The 21,997-nt window shown below is 61.9% G+C and carries 24 protein-coding genes and 2 pseudogenes; 13 read left to right on the top strand and 13 right to left on the bottom strand.

Features of this window, described 5'->3' with window-relative positions; all coding sequences use genetic code 11:
* Positions 1-93: 93 nt before the first annotated feature.
* The gene (locus PVZ80_RS05515) at positions 94-537 is read right to left on the bottom strand and encodes a PilZ domain-containing protein (RefSeq protein ID WP_009050134.1); all 444 of its coding nucleotides are present in this window, start codon (positions 535-537) and stop codon (positions 94-96) included.
* Here PVZ80_RS05515 and PVZ80_RS05510 point away from each other — a divergent pair.
* The 5 genes from PVZ80_RS05510 to cysB all read left to right on the top strand — a co-directional run bounded on the left by PVZ80_RS05510 (position 536) and on the right by cysB (position 4,488).
* A complete protein-coding gene (locus PVZ80_RS05510) occupies positions 536-922 on the top strand; it encodes a thioredoxin family protein (protein WP_009050133.1) in 387 nt (128 codons plus the stop codon). The genes PVZ80_RS05515 and PVZ80_RS05510 overlap by 2 nt on opposite strands.
* Positions 922-1,878 carry a putative 2-dehydropantoate 2-reductase gene (locus tag PVZ80_RS05505; RefSeq protein ID WP_273863503.1) on the top strand — a complete coding sequence of 319 codons (957 nt, stop codon included), beginning with the start codon at positions 922-924 and terminating at the stop codon, positions 1,876-1,878. The genes PVZ80_RS05510 and PVZ80_RS05505 overlap by 1 nt, the downstream gene beginning before the upstream one ends.
* 23 nt (positions 1,879-1,901) lie before the next feature.
* Complete coding sequence (locus PVZ80_RS05500; protein WP_016704334.1) at positions 1,902-2,807, top strand: 5'-nucleotidase; 906 nt, start codon at positions 1,902-1,904, stop codon at positions 2,805-2,807.
* Between the two features lie 93 nt (positions 2,808-2,900).
* On the top strand, positions 2,901-3,401 hold the full coding sequence (locus PVZ80_RS05495) for a universal stress protein (protein ID WP_009050130.1): 501 nt from the start codon (positions 2,901-2,903) through the stop codon (positions 3,399-3,401).
* 112 nt (positions 3,402-3,513) lie between these two features.
* Positions 3,514-4,488, top strand: coding sequence for an HTH-type transcriptional regulator CysB (gene cysB, locus PVZ80_RS05490; RefSeq protein ID WP_007931387.1), 975 nt, complete (start codon positions 3,514-3,516; stop codon positions 4,486-4,488).
* Positions 4,489-4,498: 10 nt separating this feature from the next.
* Here cysB and PVZ80_RS05485 read toward each other — a convergent pair whose 3' ends face one another.
* Positions 4,499-4,981: a GreA/GreB family elongation factor gene (locus PVZ80_RS05485; RefSeq protein WP_009050129.1), complete on the bottom strand. Its 483-nt coding sequence runs from the start codon at positions 4,979-4,981 to the stop codon at positions 4,499-4,501.
* Positions 4,982-4,995: 14 nt separating this feature from the next.
* Positions 4,996-5,391: a hypothetical protein gene (locus tag PVZ80_RS05480; protein WP_124301949.1), complete on the bottom strand. Its 396-nt coding sequence runs from the start codon at positions 5,389-5,391 to the stop codon at positions 4,996-4,998.
* Between the two features lie 122 nt (positions 5,392-5,513).
* Between PVZ80_RS05480 and earP the strand changes: the two genes are divergently transcribed.
* Together earP and PVZ80_RS05470 are read left to right on the top strand one after the other, a co-directional pair.
* Positions 5,514-6,647 carry an elongation factor P maturation arginine rhamnosyltransferase EarP gene (gene earP, locus PVZ80_RS05475; protein ID WP_016704331.1) on the top strand — a complete coding sequence of 378 codons (1,134 nt, stop codon included), beginning with the start codon at positions 5,514-5,516 and terminating at the stop codon, positions 6,645-6,647.
* 48 nt (positions 6,648-6,695) lie between these two features.
* On the top strand, positions 6,696-7,268 hold the full coding sequence (locus tag PVZ80_RS05470) for an elongation factor P (protein ID WP_007931398.1): 573 nt from the start codon (positions 6,696-6,698) through the stop codon (positions 7,266-7,268).
* A gap of 79 nt (positions 7,269-7,347) precedes the next feature.
* On the opposite strand, the gene PVZ80_RS05465 is transcribed toward PVZ80_RS05470, so the two are convergent.
* From PVZ80_RS05465 to PVZ80_RS05450, 4 genes are all read right to left on the bottom strand, one after another.
* Positions 7,348-8,361: an alpha/beta hydrolase gene (locus PVZ80_RS05465; RefSeq protein WP_016704330.1), complete on the bottom strand. Its 1,014-nt coding sequence runs from the start codon at positions 8,359-8,361 to the stop codon at positions 7,348-7,350.
* Between the two features lie 41 nt (positions 8,362-8,402).
* On the bottom strand, positions 8,403-8,822 hold the full coding sequence (locus tag PVZ80_RS05460) for an organic hydroperoxide resistance protein (protein ID WP_009044954.1): 420 nt from the start codon (positions 8,820-8,822) through the stop codon (positions 8,403-8,405).
* A 279-nt stretch (positions 8,823-9,101) separates the two neighbouring features.
* A complete protein-coding gene (locus PVZ80_RS05455; protein ID WP_007931403.1) occupies positions 9,102-9,563 on the bottom strand; it encodes a MarR family winged helix-turn-helix transcriptional regulator in 462 nt (153 codons plus the stop codon).
* Positions 9,564-9,638: 75 nt separating this feature from the next.
* Positions 9,639-10,589 carry a LysR family transcriptional regulator gene (locus tag PVZ80_RS05450; RefSeq protein ID WP_016704328.1) on the bottom strand — a complete coding sequence of 317 codons (951 nt, stop codon included), beginning with the start codon at positions 10,587-10,589 and terminating at the stop codon, positions 9,639-9,641.
* Between the two features lie 108 nt (positions 10,590-10,697).
* On the opposite strand from PVZ80_RS05450, the gene PVZ80_RS05445 reads away from it, so the two are divergent.
* Positions 10,698-11,447 carry a sulfite exporter TauE/SafE family protein gene (locus PVZ80_RS05445; protein WP_009050124.1) on the top strand — a complete coding sequence of 250 codons (750 nt, stop codon included), beginning with the start codon at positions 10,698-10,700 and terminating at the stop codon, positions 11,445-11,447.
* Here PVZ80_RS05445 and PVZ80_RS05440 read toward each other — a convergent pair.
* Positions 11,437-12,291: a LysR substrate-binding domain-containing protein gene (locus PVZ80_RS05440; protein ID WP_164486091.1), complete on the bottom strand. Its 855-nt coding sequence runs from the start codon at positions 12,289-12,291 to the stop codon at positions 11,437-11,439. The two genes, PVZ80_RS05445 and PVZ80_RS05440, sit on opposite strands and share 11 nt — an antisense overlap.
* 97 nt (positions 12,292-12,388) lie before the next feature.
* On the opposite strand from PVZ80_RS05440, the gene PVZ80_RS05435 reads away from it, so the two are divergent.
* Both PVZ80_RS05435 and PVZ80_RS05430 read left to right on the top strand, forming a co-directional pair.
* Positions 12,389-12,610 (top strand): DUF1127 domain-containing protein, encoded by a 222-nt coding sequence (locus tag PVZ80_RS05435; RefSeq protein WP_009050122.1) that lies wholly within the window; start codon positions 12,389-12,391, stop codon positions 12,608-12,610.
* Between the two features lie 64 nt (positions 12,611-12,674).
* On the top strand, positions 12,675-13,886 hold the full coding sequence (locus tag PVZ80_RS05430; protein ID WP_124301948.1) for a winged helix-turn-helix domain-containing protein: 1,212 nt from the start codon (positions 12,675-12,677) through the stop codon (positions 13,884-13,886).
* Between the two features lie 50 nt (positions 13,887-13,936).
* Here PVZ80_RS05430 and PVZ80_RS05425 read toward each other — a convergent pair whose 3' ends face one another.
* A complete protein-coding gene (locus tag PVZ80_RS05425) occupies positions 13,937-15,283 on the bottom strand; it encodes a class II 3-deoxy-7-phosphoheptulonate synthase (RefSeq protein WP_273863502.1) in 1,347 nt (448 codons plus the stop codon).
* A 162-nt stretch (positions 15,284-15,445) separates the two neighbouring features.
* Here PVZ80_RS05425 and PVZ80_RS05420 point away from each other — a divergent pair, with 162 nt between their 5' ends.
* Positions 15,446-16,201, top strand: a complete 756-nt coding sequence (locus PVZ80_RS05420; RefSeq protein ID WP_009050119.1) for a spermidine synthase — start codon at positions 15,446-15,448, stop codon at positions 16,199-16,201.
* 77 nt (positions 16,202-16,278) lie between these two features.
* On the opposite strand, the gene PVZ80_RS05415 is transcribed toward PVZ80_RS05420, so the two are convergent.
* Together PVZ80_RS05415 and PVZ80_RS05410 are read right to left on the bottom strand one after the other, a co-directional pair.
* Positions 16,279-17,070 (bottom strand): crotonase/enoyl-CoA hydratase family protein, encoded by a 792-nt coding sequence (locus PVZ80_RS05415; protein ID WP_009050118.1) that lies wholly within the window; start codon positions 17,068-17,070, stop codon positions 16,279-16,281.
* Positions 17,036-17,371: a hypothetical protein gene (locus PVZ80_RS05410; protein ID WP_164485202.1), complete on the bottom strand. Its 336-nt coding sequence runs from the start codon at positions 17,369-17,371 to the stop codon at positions 17,036-17,038. Before PVZ80_RS05410 ends, PVZ80_RS05415 begins: the two co-directional genes overlap by 35 nt.
* An 85-nt stretch (positions 17,372-17,456) precedes the next feature.
* Between PVZ80_RS05410 and PVZ80_RS05405 the strand changes: the two are divergent.
* Positions 17,457-19,164: pseudogene (locus PVZ80_RS05405) on the top strand (DEAD/DEAH box helicase).
* A gap of 112 nt (positions 19,165-19,276) precedes the next feature.
* Here PVZ80_RS05405 and PVZ80_RS05400 read toward each other — a convergent pair.
* Entirely contained in the window at positions 19,277-20,044 is a 768-nt protein-coding gene (locus PVZ80_RS05400; RefSeq protein WP_273863501.1) for a DODA-type extradiol aromatic ring-opening family dioxygenase, read from the bottom strand.
* A 101-nt stretch (positions 20,045-20,145) separates the two neighbouring features.
* Between PVZ80_RS05400 and PVZ80_RS05395 the strand changes: the two are divergent.
* Positions 20,146-20,802, top strand: a pseudogene (locus tag PVZ80_RS05395) (thiopurine S-methyltransferase); the annotation flags it as partial.
* 65 nt (positions 20,803-20,867) lie between these two features.
* Here the strand turns inward: PVZ80_RS05395 and htpX are convergent.
* Positions 20,868-21,758 (bottom strand): protease HtpX, encoded by an 891-nt coding sequence (gene htpX, locus PVZ80_RS05390; RefSeq protein WP_007931437.1) that lies wholly within the window; start codon positions 21,756-21,758, stop codon positions 20,868-20,870.
* Positions 21,759-21,997 lie beyond the last annotated feature (239 nt).

Here is a 21,997-nt window from a genome sequence, read left to right as displayed (position 1 = left end):
ATCCCCGCGCGGCGGTGCACAGCGGATTTAAGCGCGTCGGGGAGCCGAACCTTAGCGCGTTACACCGGGGCTCGACAATGGGCAGAGGCGGGTTTAATCCAGCGCTGGCTGCATAAAAGCCTGATGAACCCGGTCGTGGGAGAACTCGGCGGCGTGCTGTTCGACCCATTGCTGGGCCAGGGTTTCGATCTGTCGCTGCTCTGCCTGGGGCTCATGCAGGTGGCAGTAGTGGGCGATCTGGCACACCTGCTCACTCATTCGGGCACGGAACAGGGTCTGTTCGTCGATGAAGGCGATCCCCACCAGGTAGCCACGCTTGCGTCGCAGGCACCAGGCCACATAGCCGTTGTAGCGGGCGTTTTCACCCAGAGTGGGCATGCAGATTTCCAGTGCAGTGCCGCGGCGCCAGGCGCGGTGATAATTGCAAGCCATGCCGCCGAGGCTGATAGTGTGCAACCGTTGACGCGAAATGCATGCGTGCTTGCGTAAGGTCAACTCAACCGGAACATCGTCAGGATGAGGAATGAAACGTCCCATGAACGCGGACTCCGAGTGTCGGCTATGTGACATTGTTTCCCCCAGTATAGTGGTCGAATTGGAGCTGACTGATTTCGATATCGATCAGCGGCTGTTGGCGATGAGCGGTGTTTCGCTGGTGATATTCACCAGCGTCGGCTGCGCCAGTTGTCGCTGGGCCCGGCAGCAGTTGCCCGGCTTCGATCTGCCGATCGAGCGGTTGTGCTGGATCGATGCGGGAAACAATGGCGGCGCGGTCGAGCGTTATCAGGTGTTTCACTTGCCGGCACTGTTCGTGGTGCGCGACGGTGAGTTTTATGGGGCCTTGCAGTCGCGCCTGACACCTGGCGAGCTCGGCGAGCGACTGGCACAGGCGCTGAATCGAATTCCAGAGGAGTTGCCTTGATGGAAGCAGTCCACACGCCGCGAATCGGCATTATCGGTACCGGAGCGATCGGTGGTTTCTACGGGATGCTGCTGGCGCGAGCCGGCCTGGATGTGCATTTCCTGCTGCGCAGCGAATTCGCCGCGGTCACCGAGCGGGGTTTGCAACTGCATAGCGCGGTGCATGGTGAGCTGACCCTGAACCCGGTCCAGGCCTATGCCAGTGCCGAAGACATGCCGCCCTGCGATTGGCTGCTGGTGGGAGCCAAGACCACCAGCAACGCCGAGTTGGCTCCGGCGATTCTTTGTGCGGCGGCTCCCGGCGCCAAGGTGCTGTTACTGCAGAATGGCCTGGATGTGGAGGACGGCTTGCGCGACCTGCTTCCCGACTCGCTGCATCTGTTGGGCGGCCTGTGTTTTATCTGCGTGCACCGTGCCGGGCCCGGGGTGATCGAGCATCAGGCGCTGGGCGCGGTGAACCTGGGGTATCACAGTGGCCCGGCCGCGCAGGACGAATCGCAGCGCCAGGCAATAGTGGAAGAGGGCGCCGCGCTATTCCGCAAGGCCAGTATTGATTCCCAGGCCATGGCCAACCTGCAGCAGGCGCGCTGGCAGAAACTGGTGTGGAACGTGCCGTACAACGGATTGTCGGTATTGCTCAACGCCAGCACCACGCCGCTGATGGCCGATGCCGACAGCCGCGAGCTGATTCAGGCCTTGATGCGTGAAGTGGTGCAAGGCGCCCTGGCCTGTGGTCACAGCATGCCGGACGGCTATGCTGAGCACTTGTTCAAGGTGACCGAAAGCATGCCGGACTATTGGCCGAGCATGTACCACGACTACCGGCACAAGCGAGCGCTGGAGTTGTCGGCCATCTACGCCGCGCCATTGGCCGCGGCCAGGGCAGCGGGATGCGGACTGCCGAAAATGGAAGCCTTGTATCGGGCGTTGAGTTTTATCGACCGGCATAACGTTTGATCGCAGCATCGGGGGGAAGCGATATGGCAAAGGGCTTGGGCGGTAAACTGGTGGTGGCGATTTCGTCACGGGCCCTGTTCGATCTCAGCGAAAGCCATAAGGTCTATCTGGCCGAGGGGGTCGAGGCCTACCGCAAGTATCAGATCGATCACGAGGAGGAATCCCTCGAACCGGGCGATGCTTTTCCCCTGGTGAAAAAACTCTTGAGCCTCAATGCCAGCCTCGGCCGGGCGCGGGTCGAGGTGGTGCTGGTGTCGCGTAACAGTGCCGACACGGGGCTGCGGGTCTTCAACTCGATCCAGCATTACGGCCTGGATATTTCCCGGGCCGCTTTTGTCGGTGGCCGTAGCCCTTATCCCTATCTCGCGGCTTTCGGCTGCGACCTGTTTCTTTCCACCCACGCCGAAGATGTGCGTAGTGCACTGGACGCCGGGTTCGCCGCGGCGACCATTCTTTCCGGTGGCGCCCGGCGCGCCGCCAGCGCGGAACTGCGGATCGCCTTCGACGGCGACGCCGTGCTGTTTTCCGATGAGTCGGAGCGGGTCTATCAACTCGGTGGCCTGGAAGCCTTCCAGGCCAAGGAGCGCGAGTCCGCCCGCGAGCCGTTGCGCGGGGGGCCGTTCAAAGGCTTCCTCGCCGCGCTCAATCTGCTGCAGCGCGAGTTCCCCGACGATGATTGTCCGATCCGTACCGCCTTGGTGACGGCACGTTCGGCACCGGCCCATGAGCGGGTTATTCGGACCTTGCGCGAATGGGATATTCGCCTGGACGAATCGTTGTTCCTGGGCGGTCTGGAGAAGGCTGCCTTTCTCGAAGCCTTCGCCGCCGATGTGTTCTTCGACGATCAGGCGGGCCATTGCGAACTGGCTCGCGAAGTGGTCGCCACCGGCCATGTACCCCATGGCATCAGCAACGAAACCAAGGTTTAGCTCAATGTTCACGGGCTTGCGCGGGACGTCGTAGTCGCCTTGGCACTGCTAAGCTGAATCAATCTCCGCCATATTGGCAGTCGAGGAGGTCATATGATTCGTTCGATGCTGTATGCCACTGACCTCGGTCTGTATGCGCCCTATGTGATGCAACATGCCCTGGAGCTGGCTCGAACATTCAATGCCGACTTGCACGTGGTTCATGCGGTGGAGCCCATGGGGCTGTTTGCCGAATCGGTGTTGCAGAGTTATCTCGACGAGCAGGCCCTGAATGAGTTTCACAGTCAGGGTCTGAGCACGGTGATGGCGAATATCGAGCAACGGGTACTCGACAGCTTTCGCGAAGAGTTGGGGGAGGGCATGCAGGATCTCGCGCTGATTCAGTCGGTCCGGGTCTTTCAGGGGGACCCCTCGCAAGTCATTCTCGAACAGGCGTCGAAACTCTCTGTGGATTTGTTGATCGTAGGAAGTCACAGCCATGGGGCGGGTGGTGAAACCCCATTGGGCAGGACGGCCGCCAGGGTACTGCAACTGGCCAAGGTTCCGGTTTACCTGGTGCCCTTGGTGCAGCGTCGACGGTTCGGAGATATCTGACGCGGCTATTGGAATTTTCTTAAGAAAAGTTCTAGATTTATTCTTCGAACCATTAATATAGTTATATACCGTCGCTGATGCCCGTGGCGTCTACCTGCTTTGAGGGATTCATATGAAGCTTCAACAATTGCGCTACATCTGGGAAGTGGCGCACCACGACCTCAACGTCTCTGCTACAGCCCAAAGCCTTTATACGTCGCAACCGGGTATCAGCAAGCAGATTCGCCTGCTCGAGGACGAGCTGGGGGTCGAGGTATTCGCTCGTAGCGGCAAGCACCTGACTCGCGTCACCCCGGCTGGCGAACGCATCATCACTACCGCTGGCGAGATCCTGCGCAAGGTCGAAAGCATCAAGCAGATCGCCCAGGAATTCTCCAACGAGAAGAAGGGCACCCTGTCGATCGCCACCACCCACACCCAGGCCCGTTATGCCTTGCCGCCGGTGATCAGCAGCTTCATCAAGCAGTACCCGGATGTGGCGTTGCACATGCATCAGGGTTCGCCGATGCAGATCGCCGAAATGGCCGCCGATGGCACCGTCGACTTCGCCATCGCCACCGAAGCGCTGGAGCTGTTCGGTGACCTGGTGATGATGCCGTGCTACCGCTGGAACCGTTGCGTGGTGGTACCGCAGGGCCACCCGCTGACCAAGTTGCCGAAGCTGACCCTGGAAACCCTCGCCGAATACCCGATCGTGACTTACGTGTTCGGTTTCACCGGCCGTTCCAAGCTCGACGAAGCCTTCAGCCATCGCGGTCTGACGCCGAAGGTGGTGTTCACCGCCGCCGACGCCGACGTGATCAAGACTTACGTACGCCTGGGCCTGGGTGTGGGCATCGTCGCCAAGATGGCGGTCGATACCAAGCTTGATAGTGACCTGGTGGTACTGGATGCCAGCGAGCTGTTCGAGTCGAGCATCACCAAGATCGGTTTCCGCCGTGGCACTTTCCTGCGTGGCTTCATGTGCGACTTCATCGAGAAGTTCGCGCCGCACCTGACGCGCGAAGTGATGGCCAAGGCCATTCAGTGCCACAACAAGCAGGAGCTCGAAGAGCTGTTCGACGGCGTCGAACTGCCTGTCCACTAAGTCGTCGGGCTCACTTGACCTCGGTGACCGCGAACTGTTGCCGAGCGCCCGCGACGACGATCTCCAGCTCATCCCCCTCGAACTTGCCCAGCAGGCCTTTGCCCAGCGGTGAACGAGGGGTGATGACGGTCACCGGTTGCCCCACCACCTCGACCTTCAGCCCCGCCCCATCCGGCGCCAGGAACAGCCATTGTTCGTGGCCGTTTTCGTCTTCGAGGCCCAGCAGCGCGCCGACCTGGATACCAACCTGCTCGTCGTACGGGCGCAGGGTCAGGTTCTGGCAGAGCGCCAGCGCCTGCCGGATTTCCTCGACGCGCCTGGCCTGGCCGGCGGCGAGATAGGACGCCTCCAGCCCCAGGGTGTCGTACTTGTTTTCGGCAATGTTCTCCTCGTGGGTCGCCGCCTCATAGGCGGTCTGCGCCGCACGCTGGGCGATCTCCAGATCGCCGCGGAGCTTGTCGAGAATCAGTTGGTGGACAGTAGGCTTGTGCATGGTCAGGTTCAGGCTCAATCGCAGAATTGCAGGACGTTGGCCCGGCTCTTTTCGCTCGGCGCCGTCTGGTCCTGTTGCAACCAGAACTGGCATTTCGGGTTGGACTGGTTGCGCAGGTTGCTGCGTGCATTATCCAGTGCCTGCTGTTGTTCGTTCTTGCGCAGGTTTTCCTGGTATTGCTCGAACATGCGGTTGGAGGCGGCCGACTCTGTGCTGGGCGGTTTTGTCAGCTGTTGCACGGCCTGGGCGACGGGCGCCAATTGCTGGTCGAACAGAAAACGCCAGGCCAGCCAGCAGGTCAGGGCGATTGCCAGAAAACCCAGCCACAATCCCAGGGCAATACTGCTGCTGAGCTGAAGTGCGTTTACGCTGATACGTAATGATCGACGGGGTGTCGGGCGATAGGGCATGGCAGCCTCCTGGCAGGCGGTGTCGGCAAGCCGTGATTGTCGCACGAAGATTATCGGCATTGGCTCTTCTGTCTGTGGCGATTTATGCGGACAATCGGCGCTTTTGCCAAACGGAGCCCGGAATGAAAGCCTCCTGGGATATTTTCTGCAGCGTCGTCGATAACTACGGCGATATCGGCGTGACCTGGCGGCTGGCCCGGCAACTGGTGGCCGAGCATCAGTGCGCGGTGCGGCTGTGGGTGGATGACCTGCGGGCCTTCGAGCGTTTGTGTCCACCGATCGATGTCGCCTTGCCTCAGCAATGGCAGGAGGGCGTCGATGTGCGTCACTGGCCGGCCGAGTGGTCGCCGGTGGCGGCTGCGGATGTGGTGATCGCAGCCTTTGCCTGCCAGTTGCCACCGGCTTATATGGAGGCGATGGCCGAACGGGAACATACCCCTTTGTGGCTGAACCTCGATTACCTCAGCGCCGAAGCCTGGGTGACCGGCTGCCACGGTCTGCCCTCGGTGAAGTTCAAGGGCGTGCAGAAGTACTTCTTTTTCCCTGGCTTTCAGGCCGGCACCGGTGGCTTGCTGCGCGAGGCGGGGTTGTTGGAGCGACGCAGGGCGTTTCAGCAGGATCCGCGGGCTCGGCAACATTTCCTTGAAGGACTGGGCGTCTTTGCCGCACCCGACGCCCGCCTGATGTCGCTATTCGCCTATGAGAACGCCGGTCTGGCCAGTTGGCTGGACGCGCTGGCTGCCGACTCGCGGGCTACCCATCTGCTGGTTCCCGAAGGTCGGATCCTTGGTGACGTGCAACACTGGCTGGGTGTCGAGGCACTGGCGGCGGGTGCGGTGCAGGTCCGTGGGGCGTTGACGGTGCAGGTGCTGCCATTCGTCCGACAGGAGGAATACGACCAGCTCCTGTGGGCCTGCGATTTCAACGCGGTACGCGGCGAGGACTCGTTCGTGCGCGCACAGTGGGCCGGCCGGCCGATGCTCTGGCACATTTATCAACAGGACGAAGACATCCACCTGGACAAGCTCGATGCCTTTCTCGAGCTTTATACACAGGGGCTGTCGCCAGAGGCCAAGGCGGCGCTGATCGACCTGTGGCGGGCCTGGAATGCCGGGGGCGAGATGGCACAGGCCTGGAAAAAACTGCTGGAACACTGGCCGGAAGTGACCGCTCACGCCGAAAAGTGGTGTCTGGTACAGGGCTCACAGCCCGATCTTGCTGCGGCGCTGGTGCAGTTTTACCTAAATTGGATATGATACGCGGCCTAGATTTTTGTAAATCCCATCCAAATTCGGATATTCGCAATGAAAACTGGTAAAGAACTCAAACCCGGTACCGTGATCCGTATCGACAACGATCCTTGGCTGGTTCAGAAAGCTGAATTCACCAAGTCCGGTCGTAACAGCGCGATCATGAAGACCAAACTGAAGAACCTGCTGACCGGTTACAAGACCGAAACCGTTTACGGTGCGGACGACAAACTGGACGACGTGATCCTGGATCGCAAAGAAGCGACCCTGTCGTTCATCAGCGGTGACACCTACACGTTCATGGACACCACCGACTACACCATGTACGAGCTGAACGCCGAAGACATCGAAGCCGTTCTGCCGTTCATCGAAGAAGGCATGACCGACGTTTGCGAAGCCGTGTTCTTCGAAGACCGTCTGGTTTCCGTTGACCTGCCGACCACCATCGTGCGCCAGGTTGACTACACCGAAGGTTCCGCTCGCGGCGACACTTCGGGCAAGGTGATGAAGCCTGCCAAACTGAAGAACGGTACCGAGCTGTCGGTTGCTGACTTTATCGAAATCGGCGACATGATCGAGATCGATACTCGCGAAGGCGGTTCCTACAAAGGCCGCGCCAAGGTTTAAGCTTCTGCTTGAATTCTCGCGTACGGAAAAGCCCGACCATCGAGTCGGGCTTTTTTGTGGCCGAAGATCAGTGACAGCCTTACTTCAGGTGTTGCTTGAGCTCTTCACTGGCCTGCAGCAGCGCCGAGCGCACTGCGGGTACCTGGCTGACCACGTTGAGCAGGCCATAGTCATGGATCATCCCGTTGTAGCGCACCGAGGTCACGGTCACGCCGGCTTCGTCCAGCTTGCGGGCATAGGCTTCGCCTTCGTCGCGCAGCACATCGGCACCGGCCGTCTGGATCAGCGCGGGCGGCAGGCCCTTGAGCTGGGCGCTGGTGGCGCGCAGCGGCGAGGCGTAGATCTCGTTACGCTGCCGGGCGTCGGTGGTGTAGTTGTCCCAGAACCACTTCATCATGTTTTTGCTGAGGAAGTGCCCCTCGGCATACTGGTTGTACGACGCCGTCTCGAAATTCGCGTCGGTCACCGGCCACAGCAGTAGCTGGAACCGAATCGCCGGCGTGCCCTTGTCCTTGGCCATCAGGCTGACCACGGCCGCCATGTTGCCGCCGACGCTGTTGCCGGCAACCGCCAGGCGCTTGCCGTCGACGTTGATTTCCTGGCCATGCTCGGCCACCCACTTGGTTGCCGCGTAAGCCTGATTGATCGCCACCGGGTAATGAGCTTCCGGAGACGGCGTGTAATTGACGAACACCGCCGCCGCCCCGGAGCCCACCACCAGGTCCCGCACCAGCCGTTCATGGGTCGGGAAGTCGCCCAGCACCCAGCCGCCGCCGTGGAAAAACATAAACACCGGCAACGTGCCTTTCACCCCGGCCGGCCTGACGATGGTCAGGCTGATGTCTTGGCCGTCGACCTTGATGGTCTTCTGGCTGACATCCGCCTTGGGCAGCGTCAGCTTGACCCCGGCCTGGGCACCGACCAGCACGGCCCGGGCCTCTTTTGGCGTCATCTGTTCCATCGGCTTGCCGCTGCCGGCGTTCAAGGCGTCGAGGAACGCCTGGGTGTTGTGTTCGACCCCGCCTTCGGCGAAGGCCGTGTTGATGGACAGGGCGAGAAGGCTACCGGTCAAGACCTTGCTGAAAGTGTTCATGTTCGTCTCCTGGGCGGTGCGGGCGCTGGTGCGCAGTTGGGTTAGACAGTCACGTGCAGACGTACGTCGACGTTGCCGCGGGTGGCGTTGGAGTAAGGGCAGACCTGGTGAGCCGCTTCGACCAGGGATTGCGCATCGCTCTGTTCAAGACCTGGCAGGCTGATGTGCAGGTCGATGTCCAGGCCGAAGCCGCCAGGAATCTGGCCGATGCCGACATGGGCGGTGATCGAGGCGTTGTCCGGGATCTTGCGTTTGCTCTGGCTGGCGACGAATTTCAGGGCGCCGATAAAGCAGGCGGAGTAGCCGGCGGCGAAGAGTTGTTCAGGGTTGGTCGCCTGGCCGCCGGCACCACCGAGTTCTTTGGGGGTGGAGAGTTTGACGTCGAGGATGTTGTCGCTGGAGACGGCGCGACCATCACGGCCACCGGTTGCGGTTGCGACTGCGGTATAGAGAGTTTGCATGGTGTGAGCCTCTTGGGTTTCGAAGTTTTGCGCTAAATGTTTGCGCGCTAAGTAAGTGCGAAATAAATGTATCGCTCAAATATTTAGTGCGCAAGACAATTTTTTGAAAAAAACTCGGAAATGCTTGCCAGAAGCCCATATCTTTTAGCTAAGCGAATGATTTAAATAATATTTTTATCGAGAAATTTTTTCGTCGATACGCTGTTGGCGGCATCGAAATAGAGAGGATCGCGAGCAAGCGCTGCTGCAGGAGGGGCAGGCGTGCTCGCGAGAGCGCGGTTAAAGGCTGTCTTGCAGATGGCCGCGCAGGTTCAGCAGGTCGGCCTGCAGTTTGCGCAGCTGTTCCAGGGTCAGGCCGCTGGCGCCGAGGATGCATTGGGGAACGCCGCGCGCCCGGTCATACAGGGCCCGGCCTTGCTCGGTCAGCTCGATGATCACCACCCGTTCGTCTTCGCGGCTGCGGGTACGGCTCAGCAATCCCTCGGCCTCCAGGCGCTTGAGCAAGGGCGTCAATGAACCGGGATCGGTCAGCAGGCGGCTGCTGATTTCGCCGACGGTCAGGCCGTCCTGCTCCCAGAGCACCATCATCGCCAGGTACTGGGGATAAGTCAGGCCCAGCTCCTGCAGCAGCGGTTTATAGACTTTGGTCATCAGCAGCGAAGTCGAGTGCAGGGCGAAGCACAACTGGTTATCCAGCAGCAGATCGTCGCATTTTTCCGGGGTGGAGCCTTTGGTGTTCATGGTCGGGCCTTGATCGATACTCGCCCTGAATCTAGCGGGCGAATCTTTAATGCGCCAGATAATTCTCGCCGGCTCTCAGCCCATGGCGCTCTGCAGGGCCAGATCCCATGGCGGAATCGGGCTGAAGCGAGTCTTCAGGTATTCCAGCAACAGACGGCTGCGGGCGTTGGTGTGCTGTTCCAGGCGCAAGGCATAGATACCGGCGCTTTCCGGTTTGGGCAGGCCGGTTTCGCAGAACAGCGGCAATAGCTCCCCGCGCAACAGGTATTCGCTGGCCAGCCAGGTCGGCAGGTGGGCGATGCCCAGCCCGGCCAGGGCTCCGGACAACAGGGCCTCGGCATTGTTGGCGCTCAGGCGGATGCGTTGTGGGCGGTGAGTCTGCAATTGCCCGTCCAGTTCGAAGCGCCAGGCGAACAGCGGAGCCAGGCCGTCCCAGTCCAGGCCATCATGCTGGCTCAGCTCGGCGGGATGGACCGGAGTGCCGCGAAGCTTGAGGTAGGCCGGGCTGGCACAGGCGATGCGCACGATGCTCGCCAGCGAGGTCGCCACCATGCGGGTATCGACCCTTTGCCCGGCGCGCAGCACCAGGTCGACCTTGCCCAGGTGCGAGCCCTGCATGTCGACGAAGCTGTCGATCAGGTGCAACTGCACATCCAGCCCCGGATAGAGCATCAGGAAATCGGCGATGGCCGGCGCCAGGTGTCGCCGGCCGAACGCCGCGGGCGCGTCGATGCGGATCAGGCCTTCCGGCGCATGGCTCAAGGACACGGCTTCCGCCCGGGCCAGTTGCAGTTCGGCGACGATGCGCCGGGCGCGTTCGGCGAAGGCCTGGCCAGCCGCCGTCGCCACCACCGCGTGGGTGGTGCGCATGAACAGCTTGCTGCCGACCGCGTTTTCCAGGCTGTCGATACGCCGGGCCACCGCCGAAGGGGTCAAGGGATGCCGGCGCGCGGCGGCTGAAAAACTCCCGGCTTCCAGGACATCGAGAAACAGGCCGAGCTGGTCGGTGAGGGCGTTGGGGTTCATGGCGGGCATTTGCCTGTGCGAAATTGGCAAAGCCATTGTGCGTTGCTGTGCGTTTCCGCACCAGAGCCGACTGCGTAGCATGCAAGGCCCGAGGTGAGGAGAGTGGCGGTGATCGATTTAGCGATGTATGTGGTGTTGGGCGCGGCGCTGGGCACGGTGGGCGGCTTGTTCGGGATCGGTGGCGGCCTGATCGCGATTCCCGTGCTGGGTGTGCTGTTCGGGTTGGACCAGCAGATCGCCCAGGGCACGGCATTGGTGATGGTGGTCCCTAACGTGATGCTCGCGTTGTGGCGCTATCACCAGCGCAACCGGATCGAGGCGCGGCATGCGCTGCCATTGGCCTTGATGGGTTTCTGTTTTGCCTGGCTCGGTTCGATCTGGGCGGTGGGCATCGATGCCCAGGTCATGCGGATCGGCTTCGTCGCGTTCCTGGTGGCCTTGTCGGCCTACAACCTGCTGCGCATGTTCCTGGCCAATGTCCCGGCTTCGGCGCAGATGCGTTACCCCTGGCCGTGGCTCGGCGTGCTGGGGGCCGCTTCCGGGGCCATGGGCGGGCTGTTTGGGGTCGGTGGCGCGGTGGTTGCCACGCCGGTGCTGACCAGCGTGTTCGGCACCACCCAGGTGGTCGCCCAGGGGTTGTCGCTGGCCCTGGCCTTGCCCAGCACCGGGGTAACGCTGGTGACCTACGGAGTGCATCAGGAAGTGGACTGGATGATCGGTCTGCCGCTGGCGGCGGGTGGTCTGCTGAGCATCAGTTGGGGGGTGAAAATCGCCCACGCGCTGCCCGAACGAATGCTGCGCGGGCTGTTCTGCGGTTTCCTGGTGGTCTGTGCGGTGATGCTCGCCTTTAAAGTTTGAAGCCTTCGACTATGTGCTCGGCCAGGCATTCGGTGATGGGCGAGGGCGTGTTGAGGTTGCGCACCAGCATGATGCTGGCTTCGGGCAGCAGGGGCAGGTCTTCGGCGGCGCCCAGGATGCGCATGTCCGGGGTGATCAGGCTTTCCAGTTGCGCGGTGATCGCCAGGCCGGCGCTGACCACGGCCATCAGGGCGGCCAGGCTGGAGCTGTTATAGGCAATGCGATAGTCGCGCCCGGCGGCGTCCAGCGCATTGCAGGCCCACTGTCTGCAGAAGCAATCGCTGTTGAACATCGCCAGGGGCAGCGGCGTCTGTTCGTGGGGACAGAAGCCCTGGGCCTCGGCCCAGACGAAACGCTCCTTGCGCAGCAACTGGCCGATTTCGCTGCCCGGCTCGCGTGTGACGATGGACAGGTCCAGGTCCTGGCGCAGCAACAATTGCTTGGACGACTCGCAATGCACTTCGATCTGGATCAAAGGGTAAGCCTGGGCAAAACGCGACAGGATCCCCGGTAGAAAACGCATCACGTAATCGTCCGGCGTACCGATGCGCACGGTGCCGACCATGTGCGGCTCGCGCAGGGTGTTGAACACCTCGCTGTGCAGTTTCAGGATGCGCCGCGCGTAACCCAGCAGCACCTGGCCCTCGGCGGTCAGGCGCACCTGCCGGCCCTCACGCTGGAACAACTGGCGTTGCAGCACGTCTTCCTCGAGCCGCTTCATCTGCATGCTCACCGCGGACTGGGTGCGATTGACCTGCTCCCCGGCCTTGGTGAAACCGCCCTGATCGGCGATGGCGACGAAGGTGCGCAGGACCTCGGTATCAATGCTTGGGTAGCTGGACAATTCATCAAACTCCGAGATGTATTGCATAAGAAACATTCGTTGGATTGATCTTAGCCCCGGGTGGAGACTTGAGCCATCCCCACTGGAGGGCAAGACGATGAAAGGTCAAAAAGGTTTTGTACTGGCTCACCGATTTGCATGGCATGGCATTTCCGTGCGGCATCTGCTGCAGAGGATTGTCCGCTGGCATGAGCTGCACCGTGAACGGATCATGCTGGCCGGCATGAGTGACGAAGCGCTGAAGGATATCGGCCTCAGTCGCGCGGATGTGGAACGGGAGACCGTGCGGCCGTTCTGGGACGATCCGATGCACAAGTGAATGTCAAAACGCTACACAAGCCACTTCTCACTGAGGTAGTTTGCGGGCAGACAAGGAGATTGCCATGCCCGCAGAACTGTCCTTTTCCCTCAAGCAAGCTCGGCGTCTGGCGCTGGCCGCCCAAGGTTTTTCCGGGCGGGCGCTGCCTGCGACGATCAGGCCGGCACAGGTCAATCGCCTGATCGCGCGCCTGGGCATCCTGCAGATCGATTCGGTCAACGCCCTGGTGCGCTCGCACTACCTGCCGCTGTTTTCCCGCCTTGGCGACTATCCCGCGCAACTGCTGGACCAGGCCGCCTGGAGCCAGGGCCGGCAACGCACGTTGTTCGAGTACTGGGGGCACGAAGCCTCGTTGCTGCCGCTGTCGCTGTACCCGCTGATGCGCTGGCGCATGCAGCGGGCCAGCCAGGGGCAGGGGATCTACCAGCAGTTGGCGCGTTTCGGCCAGGAGCAGCAGGCGACTATCCGCCGGGTCCTGGCCGCGGTCGAGGAACAGGGCGCCCTCGGCGCGGGCAGCCTGTCTACCCGCGAGGAACGCGCCGGCCCCTGGTGGGACTGGAGCGCGGAGAAGCACGCGCTGGAATGGCTGTTCGCCGCCGGTGAGGTGACGGTCGCCGGTCGGCGTGGATTCGAGCGTTTGTACGACTTGCCGGAGCGGGTGATTCCTTCGAGCATCCTGCAACATTCGCAGCTCAGCGAGGCCGACGCCCAGCGCGGTTTGCTGTTGCATGCCGCCAGTGCCTTGGGCGTGGCCACCGAGAAGGATCTGCGTGATTACTTTCGCCTGGAACCGGCAGACAGCCGGGCACGCCTGGCGGAGTTGCTGGAAGGCGGCGAGTTGCTGGCCTGCGAGGTGGAAGGCTGGAAGCAAGCGGCCTATTGCCTGCCGCAGGTGAAGGTGCCGCGCAGCGTGCCGGCCAGTGCCTTGCTTTCTCCCTTCGATTCGCTGATCTGGGAGCGCAGCCGCACCGAGCGCCTGTTCGATTTCCGCTATCGGCTGGAGATCTACACGCCGCAGCACAAGCGGGTGTATGGCTATTACGTGTTGCCGTTTCTGCACCACGAACGGATCGCCGCCCGGGTCGACCTGCGGGCAGAAAGGGCGCAGGGACGCCTGGCGGTGCATGCCGTACATGAGGAAGAGCAGGGGCTGGACGAGCAGGGCATGCAGGCGCTGGCGAGCAACTTGCGGGATATGGCCAATTGGTTGGGGCTGGCCGACGTCCAGCTCAATTGCCCGAGGGCCAGCGCCCAGCGCTTGCGAGGGTTTCTTTGAAGCGCGTCGATCATCCAGCAGCGTTTCCTGGATGATCGAGCGCTACAGGTTCAACGCTTGACCTGTTTCAAGGTCTCGGCAATCAGGAACGCCAGCTCCAGCGACTGATCGGCGTTCATCCGTGGGTCGCAATGGGTGTGGTAGCGATCCGACAAGGCATCTTCGGTAATCGGCCGCGCGCCACCGATGCACTCGGTGACGTTCTGCCCGGTCATCTCGATGTGGATACCGCCGGCATAACTGCCCTCGGCTTCGTGGACCTGGAAGAACTGCTTCACCTCATTGAGGATCTGCGCGAAATCCCGGGTCTTGTAACCGCTGCTGGCCTTGATGGTGTTGCCATGCATCGGGTCGGAGCTCCACAGCACCTTCTTGCCTTCGCTTTCCACCGCGCGGATCAACTGCGGCAGATGGTCGCCGACCTTGTTCACACCCATGCGCACGATCAGGTTCAGGCGGCCCGGATCGTTGTCCGGGTTGAGGATATCGATCAGGCGGATCAGCTCCTCAGTGTTCATGCTCGGGCCGACCTTGACCCCGATCGGGTTATTCACCCCGCGCAGGAATTCGACGTGGGCACCGTCGAGCTGGCGGGTGCGATCGCCGATCCACAGCATGTGCGCCGAGCAGTCGTAATAGTCGTTGGTCAGGCTGTCGCGACGGACGAAGGCTTCTTCATAGTTCAGCAGCAGCGCCTCGTGGGCGGTGAAGAAACTGGTCTCGCGCAACTGCGGCGAGCTGTCCATGCCGCAGGCGCGCATGAAGGCCAGGGTTTCGTCGATGCGGTCGGCCAGCTGGCTGTACTTCTCGGCCAGGGCGGAGTTGGCGATGAAGTCCAGGTTCCATTTGTGCACCTGGTGCAGGTCGGCAAAACCGCCCTGGGCAAAGGCGCGCAGCAGGTTCAGGGTGGCGGTGGCCTGGTGGTAGGACTGCAGCAGGCGGTCCGGGTCCGGCACCCGGCTTTTTGCGTCAAAGCCGATGCCGTTGACGATATCGCCGCGGTACGCCGGCAGGGTCACGCCATTGATGGTTTCGTCATTGGCCGAGCGCGGTTTGGCGAACTGGCCGGCCATACGCCCGACCTTGACCACCGGGCAACCGGCGGCGAAGGTCATGACGATCGCCATCTGCAGCAGGACCTTGAAGGTGTCGCGGATCTTCGCCGCGGAGAACTCGGCGAAGCTCTCGGCGCAATCGCCGCCCTGCAGCAGAAAGGCGCGGCCCTGGGTCACCTCGGCAAACTGGCGGCGCAGCTCGCGGGCTTCGCCGGCAAACACCAGCGGCGGGTAGCTGGCCAGGGCCTGCTCGACCTGCAACAGGTGTGCGGCGTCGGGGTAGGCGGGTTGTTGCTGGATCGGCAGGGCGCGCCAGCTGTCAGGACTCCAGGGTTGGCTCATCACGGACTCGGGTGTTTTTTAAGGTCGGACAGGCATGTTATCAGCAATTAGTGCGTGACCTGTTCCCGCTGGTTCGCGGACAATCGCGCCTTTCCCGCTCGGCGCCGAGCGGCCGGTTTATCGCGACGGCGAGGTTGAGCCCCGTCGCGGCTAGGAGAAGAGATGACTGAGGAGCGCGTCGAGCGCCTGCTCGCCGAAGTGCACGATGAGTTCGGCATGATTCGGGTACTGGAAGTGGCGGATTACCGCTTCCTCGAATTTGGCGATGCCATCGAGCAGAGCTGCGTGTTTACCGCCGACCCGAGCTGGCTGGAGTACGACTACACCCGGGCCATGCTGATCGGCGCGCTCTGCCATGAACAGCCCGAGAGTGCGCTGTTTCTCGGCCTGGGCGCTGGCACCCTGACCCAGGCCTGCCTCAAGTTCTTGCCGCTGGAAGATGTCGAGGCCATCGAGTTGCGCCCCGACGTACCGCGCCTGGCCATCGAGTACCTGGGGCTGGATGACGATCCGCGTCTCTATATCCGGGTCGGCGATGCGCTCGAACTGCTGGACAGCGCCGAGTCGGCGGACCTGATTTTCGTCGACCTGTATACCGACGTCGGACCGGGCGTCGGGCACCTGGCCTGGGGCTTCCTGGAAAACTGCCAGAAGCGCCTCAACCCGGGCGGCTGGCTGGTGATCAACCAGTGGGCCACCGACGATGGCAAGCCACTGGGGGCGGCCTTGCTGCGTGGGCTTTACCACCGGCATTACTGGGAGCTGCCGGTGAAGGAGGGCAACGTGATTCTGATCGTGCCGTCCGACCTGGACCAGGATCTGGACATGGACGGCCTGAGCGCCCGGGCCGAGGCGCTGGCGCCGCGCCTGGGCTATTCGTTGCAGTCGTTGATCAAGTGCATTCGGCCGGCGACCTGAGTCGGTTGGCCGAGCGCATCTGTAGGAGCGAGGCTTGCCCGCGATAAGGCCTCACATTCGTCACCTGTCCGGACCGCTCAACACCCCTTGAACACCCCCGGCCGCTTCTCGACCATCGCTCGTACACCTTCCTTGGCGTCCTCGCTGTTCAATAGCTTCTTCACCAGCGGCGGCAGCCCCTGCGCCGCCGCGCTTTCCCCTTCGAGCCGGGCTTGTCGGGCCGACATCAGGGTCGCCTGAACCCCCAGCGGCGCCTGGCTGGCGATCCGCTCGGCGAGAGCCAGGGCGCGGGGCAGCAGGTCTTCGCTGGCCATGACTTCCTGCACCAGCCCCAGGCGCAGGGCTTCATGGGCGTCGAATTCGTCGCCGGTGAGCAACCAGCGCATGGCGTTGCCCCAGCCGGCGATCTGATGCAGGCGCAGGGTGGCGCCGCCGAACGGAAAGATGCCGCGTTGCACTTCCAGTTGGGCGAAGCGGGTATTGCTGGCGCACAGGTTGATATCCGCCGCCAGCATCAGCTCGATGCCTATGGTCAGGCAGTAGCCCTGCACCGCGACTATTACCGGTTTGCTGACCCGTGGCCCGGCGAAGACGCCCCAGGGATCGCAACCGCCGGCCGGCGCTTGCCAGCCTTTGGCGAGCTTGGCTCCGACATTGGCCAGGTCCAGCCCCGCGGTGAAGTGCTCGCCATGGCCGAACACCACGGCGACGCGGGCTTCGGCACAGGCCTCGAACTCGCCATAGGCCAGGCTGAGTTGATCGAGCAACTGCAGGTCGAAGGCGTTGCGCTTGGCGACCCGGTCCAGGCCGATGAGGAAGAGATGACCACGTTGTTCACGGCTGACGCGACTGCAACTGGGCTGGCTCATGGGGCATTTCCTCGGACGGTAAAGAGTGTCTCGGACCGACGGTATCGGCCGGCAAGATGAACCGTTTAAGCGTCATCCCCCGACAGGCGTGGGCCTGTGCAAAATAGACCTTTGCCGGATTATCCGCAAAGCCTGTGACAACTAGGTATTCAGCGGGTTTTTCCGATAAAAAAAACTCCCTTTTTTGAGTAATTCCGGTATAGTGCGCGCCGGCCTTTAACCGGGCCTCGTTTAGGTGATGCAATTCCCCGAAGTCAGCTTCGGCTGCTTGTCCGCTGCGCGGACTATCCTTGACGTTCATTTCTTTCAATCGTTTTCGCAAATCCCCGCCGACAAAGCTGCCAGGGTGACTCTTGAGTCTTACACGGCATGCGCAGCTTTGGAGCATGGGTCTTTGCGGATGCACTTAGAGGCAGACCCATGACCCAGGAAATCGGCGGCTTCGCCGCTCTTGAACTTCATCCCAATATTGTCGCTGCAGTAGTCGCTACCGGCTATGAAGAGCCTTCGGCCATTCAGCAGCAGTCGATCCCGATCATCCTCGCCGGTCACGATATGATTGGCCAGGCGCAAACCGGTACCGGTAAGACCGCCGCGTTCGCCCTGCCTATCCTGCACCGCATTGATCCGTCCAAGCGCGAGCCGCAAGCTCTGATCCTGGCCCCAACCCGTGAGTTGGCGCTGCAAGTTGCAACCGCTTTCGAAACCTACGCCAAGCAAATGCCGGGCGTAACTGTTGTGGCTGTCTACGGCGGCGCGCCGATGGGCCCACAACTGAAAGCAATCCGTAATGGCGCACAGATCGTTGTCGCCACTCCGGGCCGTCTGTGCGACCACCTGCGTCGCGACGAAAAAGTCCTGGCGACCGTGAACCACCTGGTTCTCGACGAAGCCGACGAAATGCTCAAGCTGGGCTTCATGGATGACCTGGAAGTGATCTTCAAGGCCATGCCGGAAACCCGCCAGACTGTACTGTTCTCGGCCACCTTGCCGCAGTCGATCCGTGCGATCGCCGAGCGTCACCTGAAGGACCCGAAACACGTCAAGATTCAGAGCAAGACCCAGACCGTCACCGCGATCGAACAGGCTCACCTGTTGGTTCACGCTGACCAGAAGACTTCTGCCGTTCTCAGCCTGCTGGAAGTGGAAGATTTCGACGCCCTGATCATGTTCGTGCGCACCAAGCAAGCGACCCTGGACCTGGCCAGTGCCCTGGAAGCCAAAGGCTACAAAGCCGCTGCGCTGAACGGCGACATCGCCCAGAACCAGCGTGAGCGCGTGATCGACTCCCTCAAGGATGGCCGCCTGGACATCGTTGTGGCGACCGACGTTGCCGCCCGTGGCCTGGACGTACCGCGCATCACCCACGTATTCAACGTGGACATGCCGTACGACCCGGAATCCTACGTGCACCGTATCGGCCGTACCGGCCGTGCCGGTCGCGAAGGTCGTGCGCTGCTGCTGGTGACTCCACGCGAGCGCCGCATGCTGCAAGTGATCGAGCGTGTAACCGGTCAGAAGGTGGCCGAGGTTCGCCTGCCGGACGCCCAAGCCGTTCTCGATGCGCGCATCAAGAAGCTGACCAACAGCCTGTCGCCGCTGGTGGCTGACGCTGAATCGACCCACGGTGATCTGCTCGATCGCCTGACCGCCGATATCGGTTGCAGCCCGCGTGCCCTGGCCGCGGCCCTGCTGCGCAAGGCCACCAACGGTCAGGCGCTAAACCTGGCAGCGATCGAGAAGGAACGCCCACTGGTGCCGAATAGCGCGCCACGTGGCGACCGTCCTGAACGTTCTGGCGATCGTCCTGATCGCGGCGAGCGTGAGCGTCGTGCACCGATGCCTCTGGCTGAAGGTCGTGCCCGTTGCCGTACCGCGCTGGGCGCGCGTGACGGTATCGCGGCCAAGAACCTGCTGGGCGCCATCCTCAACGAAGGCGGCCTGGCCCGCGAAGCCATCGGTCGCATCCAGGTGCGTGACAGCTTCAGCCTGGTCGAGCTGCCGGAGGAAGGTCTGGAGCGTCTGCTGACCAAACTGAAGGACACTCGCGTGGCCGGCAAGCAGCTGAAGCTGCGTCGCTATCGCGAAGACTGATCGGCGTTGAGCTGATCGGTTGAACGAAAAAATCCCCGCCTGGTGCGGGGATTTTTTTTGCCTGGTGTTTTGATCCGGTAGGGCTCGCCAGGCTTCATGCCCGACAGTGGCATCAACCGAAGCGATAGATATCCATGCCCAGCGCGCCCATGGTGAAGCCTTGATGGGCGATGCTGAAGTCGCCGCCGGCGCCTCTGGCGAAATACAGCGGCAGCAGGTGTTCGTCGCTGGGATGGCTGCGCACGGCATTCGGTGCCTGGCGACGGTAATCGTGCAGCGCGGCTTCGTCGTTGGCGGCGAGTTTCTCGATCATCCAGTCGCGAAAAGCCTTGGCCCAGGGCTCGACGCTTTCCGGGCCGGCGTGCCAGTCCAGTTCGCGCAGGTTGTGGGTAATGCTGCCCGAGCCGATCAATAGCACCCCTTGTTGTCGCAGGCTGGACAGGGCATGGCCGACCTGAGTCTGCAAGGCCGGGCCCATTCGGCTGGGCAGGGAAACCTGGACCACCGGAATGTCCGCCTGTGGGTACATCAGCGACAGCGGCACCCAGACCCCATGGTCGAACGGGCGCTGGTCGTCGAGCTGCGCCGGCAGGCCGTCGGCCCTGAGCAGCTGCGCCACCTGTTCCGCCAGTTCAGGCTGGCCGGGGGCCGGGTATTGCACGGCGAACAGCGCCGCGGGGAAACCACCGAAGTCATGCCAGGTTTGCGGTTGCGGGTTGCTACTGACCCGCAGGTCCTGGCTTTCCCAGTGGGCCGATACCAGCACTATGGTCTTGGGACGTGGCAGCTCGGCGGCCAGGCGGGCGAGGGCCGGGCCGCTGGCGCCGGGTTCCAGGGCAAGCATCGGCGATCCGTGGGAGATAAACAGGCTAGGGAGCATGAATAAGGTCCTGAGCGTTAAGATGCACCATCTTTAATCAGATCATTGATCTAAATCTAATATAAGTTTTTGTGGTTTTTGATCGAATTTCAGGGTGATTTATGCAGCCGGAGTTTTGGCACAAACGCTGGGAACAGAATCAGATCGGCTTCCATTTGTCCGAGGTTAATCCTTATCTGCAACGCTACTGGCCCCAACTGGAGCTGGCGCCGGGTTCGCGGGTGCTGGTGCCGCTGTGCGGCAAGAGCCTGGACCTGAGCTGGCTGGCCAGCCAGGGGCATCAGGTGCTGGGTATCGAGTTGTCGGAGAAGGCCATCCAGGACTTTTTCAGCGAACAGCAGTTGCAGCCGCAGGTCAGCCTTCGAAGTGGGTTCAAGGTCTATGAGTACGGTCCGATCCAGCTCTGGTGCGGCGACTTTTTTGCCCTGCAGGCCACGGATGTCGCCGACTGCCAGGCGTTGTACGACCGGGCGGCGTTGATCGCCTTGCCGCCGGAGATGCGCGAGCGGTATGCGGCGCATCTGCAGTCCATCCTGCCCCAGGGCTGCCAGGGGCTGCTGGTCACCCTGGATTACGACCAGGCGCTGATGGCGGGGCCACCTTTCGCCGTGCTCGATGACGAGGTCAAGGCCTTGCTCGGTAAACGCTGGCAGCTGCGGGTCGAGGAGGAGCGGGACATTCTTGGCGAGAGCTGGAAGTTTCTCCAGGGCGGCGTGACCCGCCTCGAAGAGCGGGTCTATCGCTTGCTGGCACGCGGAGTTCCGGTTTCCACAGGCAATAAAAAAGGGCGACCTGGGTCGCCCTTTTTTGTGTTGCGCCAGCATTATCCGCGACGACGACTCAGTGCGTCGATACGCTCTTCCAGCGGCGGGTGGCTCATGAACATGCGAGCCAGGCCTTGCTTGAGGCCACCGTTGATGCCGAAGGCATTCAGGGTGTCGGGCATGTGCACCGGCAGGCCCTGTTCCGAGCGCAGGCGTTGCAGGGCGCCGATCATTGCCGCGGTACCGGCCAGTTGCGCGCCGGCTTCGTCGGCACGGAATTCGCGCTTGCGCGAGAACCACATGACGATGGCGCTGGCCAGGATGCCCAGGACCAGTTCGGCGAAGATGGTCGCGATGTAGTAGGCGATACCCTGGCCTTCTTCGTTCTTGAAAATCACCTTGTCGACGAAGTTGCCGATGATGCGCGCGAAGAACATCACGAAGGTGTTCACCACGCCCTGGATCAGCGCCAGGGTAACCATGTCGCCGTTGGCCACGTGACCGATCTCGTGGGCCAGCACGGCTTTCACTTCATCGGGCGAGAAGCGCTCGAGCAGGCCCTGGCTCACCGCGACCAGTGCGTCGTTCTTGTTCCAGCCGGTGGCGAAGGCGTTGGCCTCGTAGGCCGGGAAAATACCGACTTCTGGCATCTTGATCCCGGCTTCGCGGGACAGTTGCTCGACGGTTTGCAGCAGCCATTGCTCATGACGAGTACGAGGCTGGGTAATGATCTGGGTGCTGGTGCTCATTTTCGCCATCCACTTGGAGATGAACAGCGAGAACAGGGAACCGGCGAAACCAAAGACCGCACAGAAAACCAGCAGCTGATTGAGGTTGAGATCAACCCCATTGGCCGCCATGAACCCGTTGAAGCCGAAAAGGCTCAGGGTGATGCTGGCAATCAGCACGACCGCCAGGTTAGTGGCCAAGAACAGCAGGATGCGCATCATGGTTGTAGAAATCTCCTCATGCTAAAGATGTAGCGTTCTGCGGGGTATATAAGGTGCGGCACCGGCCTATTCAACCGGGTGACTATTTCAAACTGTGTCCTGCAGGCTGATTTTAGACGCTTGCATGAGCTTTCTGTCGCAGGTGGGGAAGGCACCGAAAGCTGACCAGCGCTTCAGAGGCGTGTTACCACTGGGCACGAGGTGCAAGGCAAAGATACAGAAGGGTAGGCGCAGCAGGG

The sequence above is a fragment of the Pseudomonas sp. B3G-3 genome (assembly GCF_028640915.1).
GTDB classification, from domain to species: domain Bacteria; phylum Pseudomonadota; class Gammaproteobacteria; order Pseudomonadales; family Pseudomonadaceae; genus Aquipseudomonas; species Aquipseudomonas chlororaphis_I.
This window is presented reverse-complemented; position numbering and strand designations above follow the sequence as displayed.

Coding starts and splice junctions, on each gene's coding strand:
- PVZ80_RS05470 (WP_007931398.1), top strand. CDS start 6,696: ATGAAAACTGGTAAAGAACTCAAACCCGGTACCGTGATCCGTATCGAC.
- PVZ80_RS05465 (WP_016704330.1), bottom strand. CDS start 8,361: ATGAACACTTTCAGCAAGGTCTTGACCGGTAGCCTTCTCGCCCTGTCC.
- PVZ80_RS05480 (WP_124301949.1), bottom strand. CDS start 5,391: ATGCCCTATCGCCCGACACCCCGTCGATCATTACGTATCAGCGTAAAC.
- PVZ80_RS05435 (WP_009050122.1), top strand. CDS start 12,389: ATGAAAGGTCAAAAAGGTTTTGTACTGGCTCACCGATTTGCATGGCAT.
- earP (WP_016704331.1), top strand. CDS start 5,514: ATGAAAGCCTCCTGGGATATTTTCTGCAGCGTCGTCGATAACTACGGC.
- PVZ80_RS05450 (WP_016704328.1), bottom strand. CDS start 10,589: ATGAACCCCAACGCCCTCACCGACCAGCTCGGCCTGTTTCTCGATGTC.
- PVZ80_RS05415 (WP_009050118.1), bottom strand. CDS start 17,070: ATGAGCCAGCCCAGTTGCAGTCGCGTCAGCCGTGAACAACGTGGTCAT.
- PVZ80_RS05425 (WP_273863502.1), bottom strand. CDS start 15,283: ATGAGCCAACCCTGGAGTCCTGACAGCTGGCGCGCCCTGCCGATCCAG.
- PVZ80_RS05410 (WP_164485202.1), bottom strand. CDS start 17,371: ATGAACGTCAAGGATAGTCCGCGCAGCGGACAAGCAGCCGAAGCTGAC.
- PVZ80_RS05460 (WP_009044954.1), bottom strand. CDS start 8,822: ATGCAAACTCTCTATACCGCAGTCGCAACCGCAACCGGTGGCCGTGAT.
- PVZ80_RS05420 (WP_009050119.1), top strand. CDS start 15,446: ATGACTGAGGAGCGCGTCGAGCGCCTGCTCGCCGAAGTGCACGATGAG.
- PVZ80_RS05505 (WP_273863503.1), top strand. CDS start 922: ATGGAAGCAGTCCACACGCCGCGAATCGGCATTATCGGTACCGGAGCG.
- cysB (WP_007931387.1), top strand. CDS start 3,514: ATGAAGCTTCAACAATTGCGCTACATCTGGGAAGTGGCGCACCACGAC.
- PVZ80_RS05400 (WP_273863501.1), bottom strand. CDS start 20,044: ATGCTCCCTAGCCTGTTTATCTCCCACGGATCGCCGATGCTTGCCCTG.
- PVZ80_RS05455 (WP_007931403.1), bottom strand. CDS start 9,563: ATGAACACCAAAGGCTCCACCCCGGAAAAATGCGACGATCTGCTGCTG.
- PVZ80_RS05495 (WP_009050130.1), top strand. CDS start 2,901: ATGATTCGTTCGATGCTGTATGCCACTGACCTCGGTCTGTATGCGCCC.
- PVZ80_RS05485 (WP_009050129.1), bottom strand. CDS start 4,981: ATGCACAAGCCTACTGTCCACCAACTGATTCTCGACAAGCTCCGCGGC.
- htpX (WP_007931437.1), bottom strand. CDS start 21,758: ATGATGCGCATCCTGCTGTTCTTGGCCACTAACCTGGCGGTCGTGCTG.
- PVZ80_RS05500 (WP_016704334.1), top strand. CDS start 1,902: ATGGCAAAGGGCTTGGGCGGTAAACTGGTGGTGGCGATTTCGTCACGG.
- PVZ80_RS05515 (WP_009050134.1), bottom strand. CDS start 537: ATGGGACGTTTCATTCCTCATCCTGACGATGTTCCGGTTGAGTTGACC.
- PVZ80_RS05510 (WP_009050133.1), top strand. CDS start 536: ATGAACGCGGACTCCGAGTGTCGGCTATGTGACATTGTTTCCCCCAGT.
- PVZ80_RS05430 (WP_124301948.1), top strand. CDS start 12,675: ATGCCCGCAGAACTGTCCTTTTCCCTCAAGCAAGCTCGGCGTCTGGCG.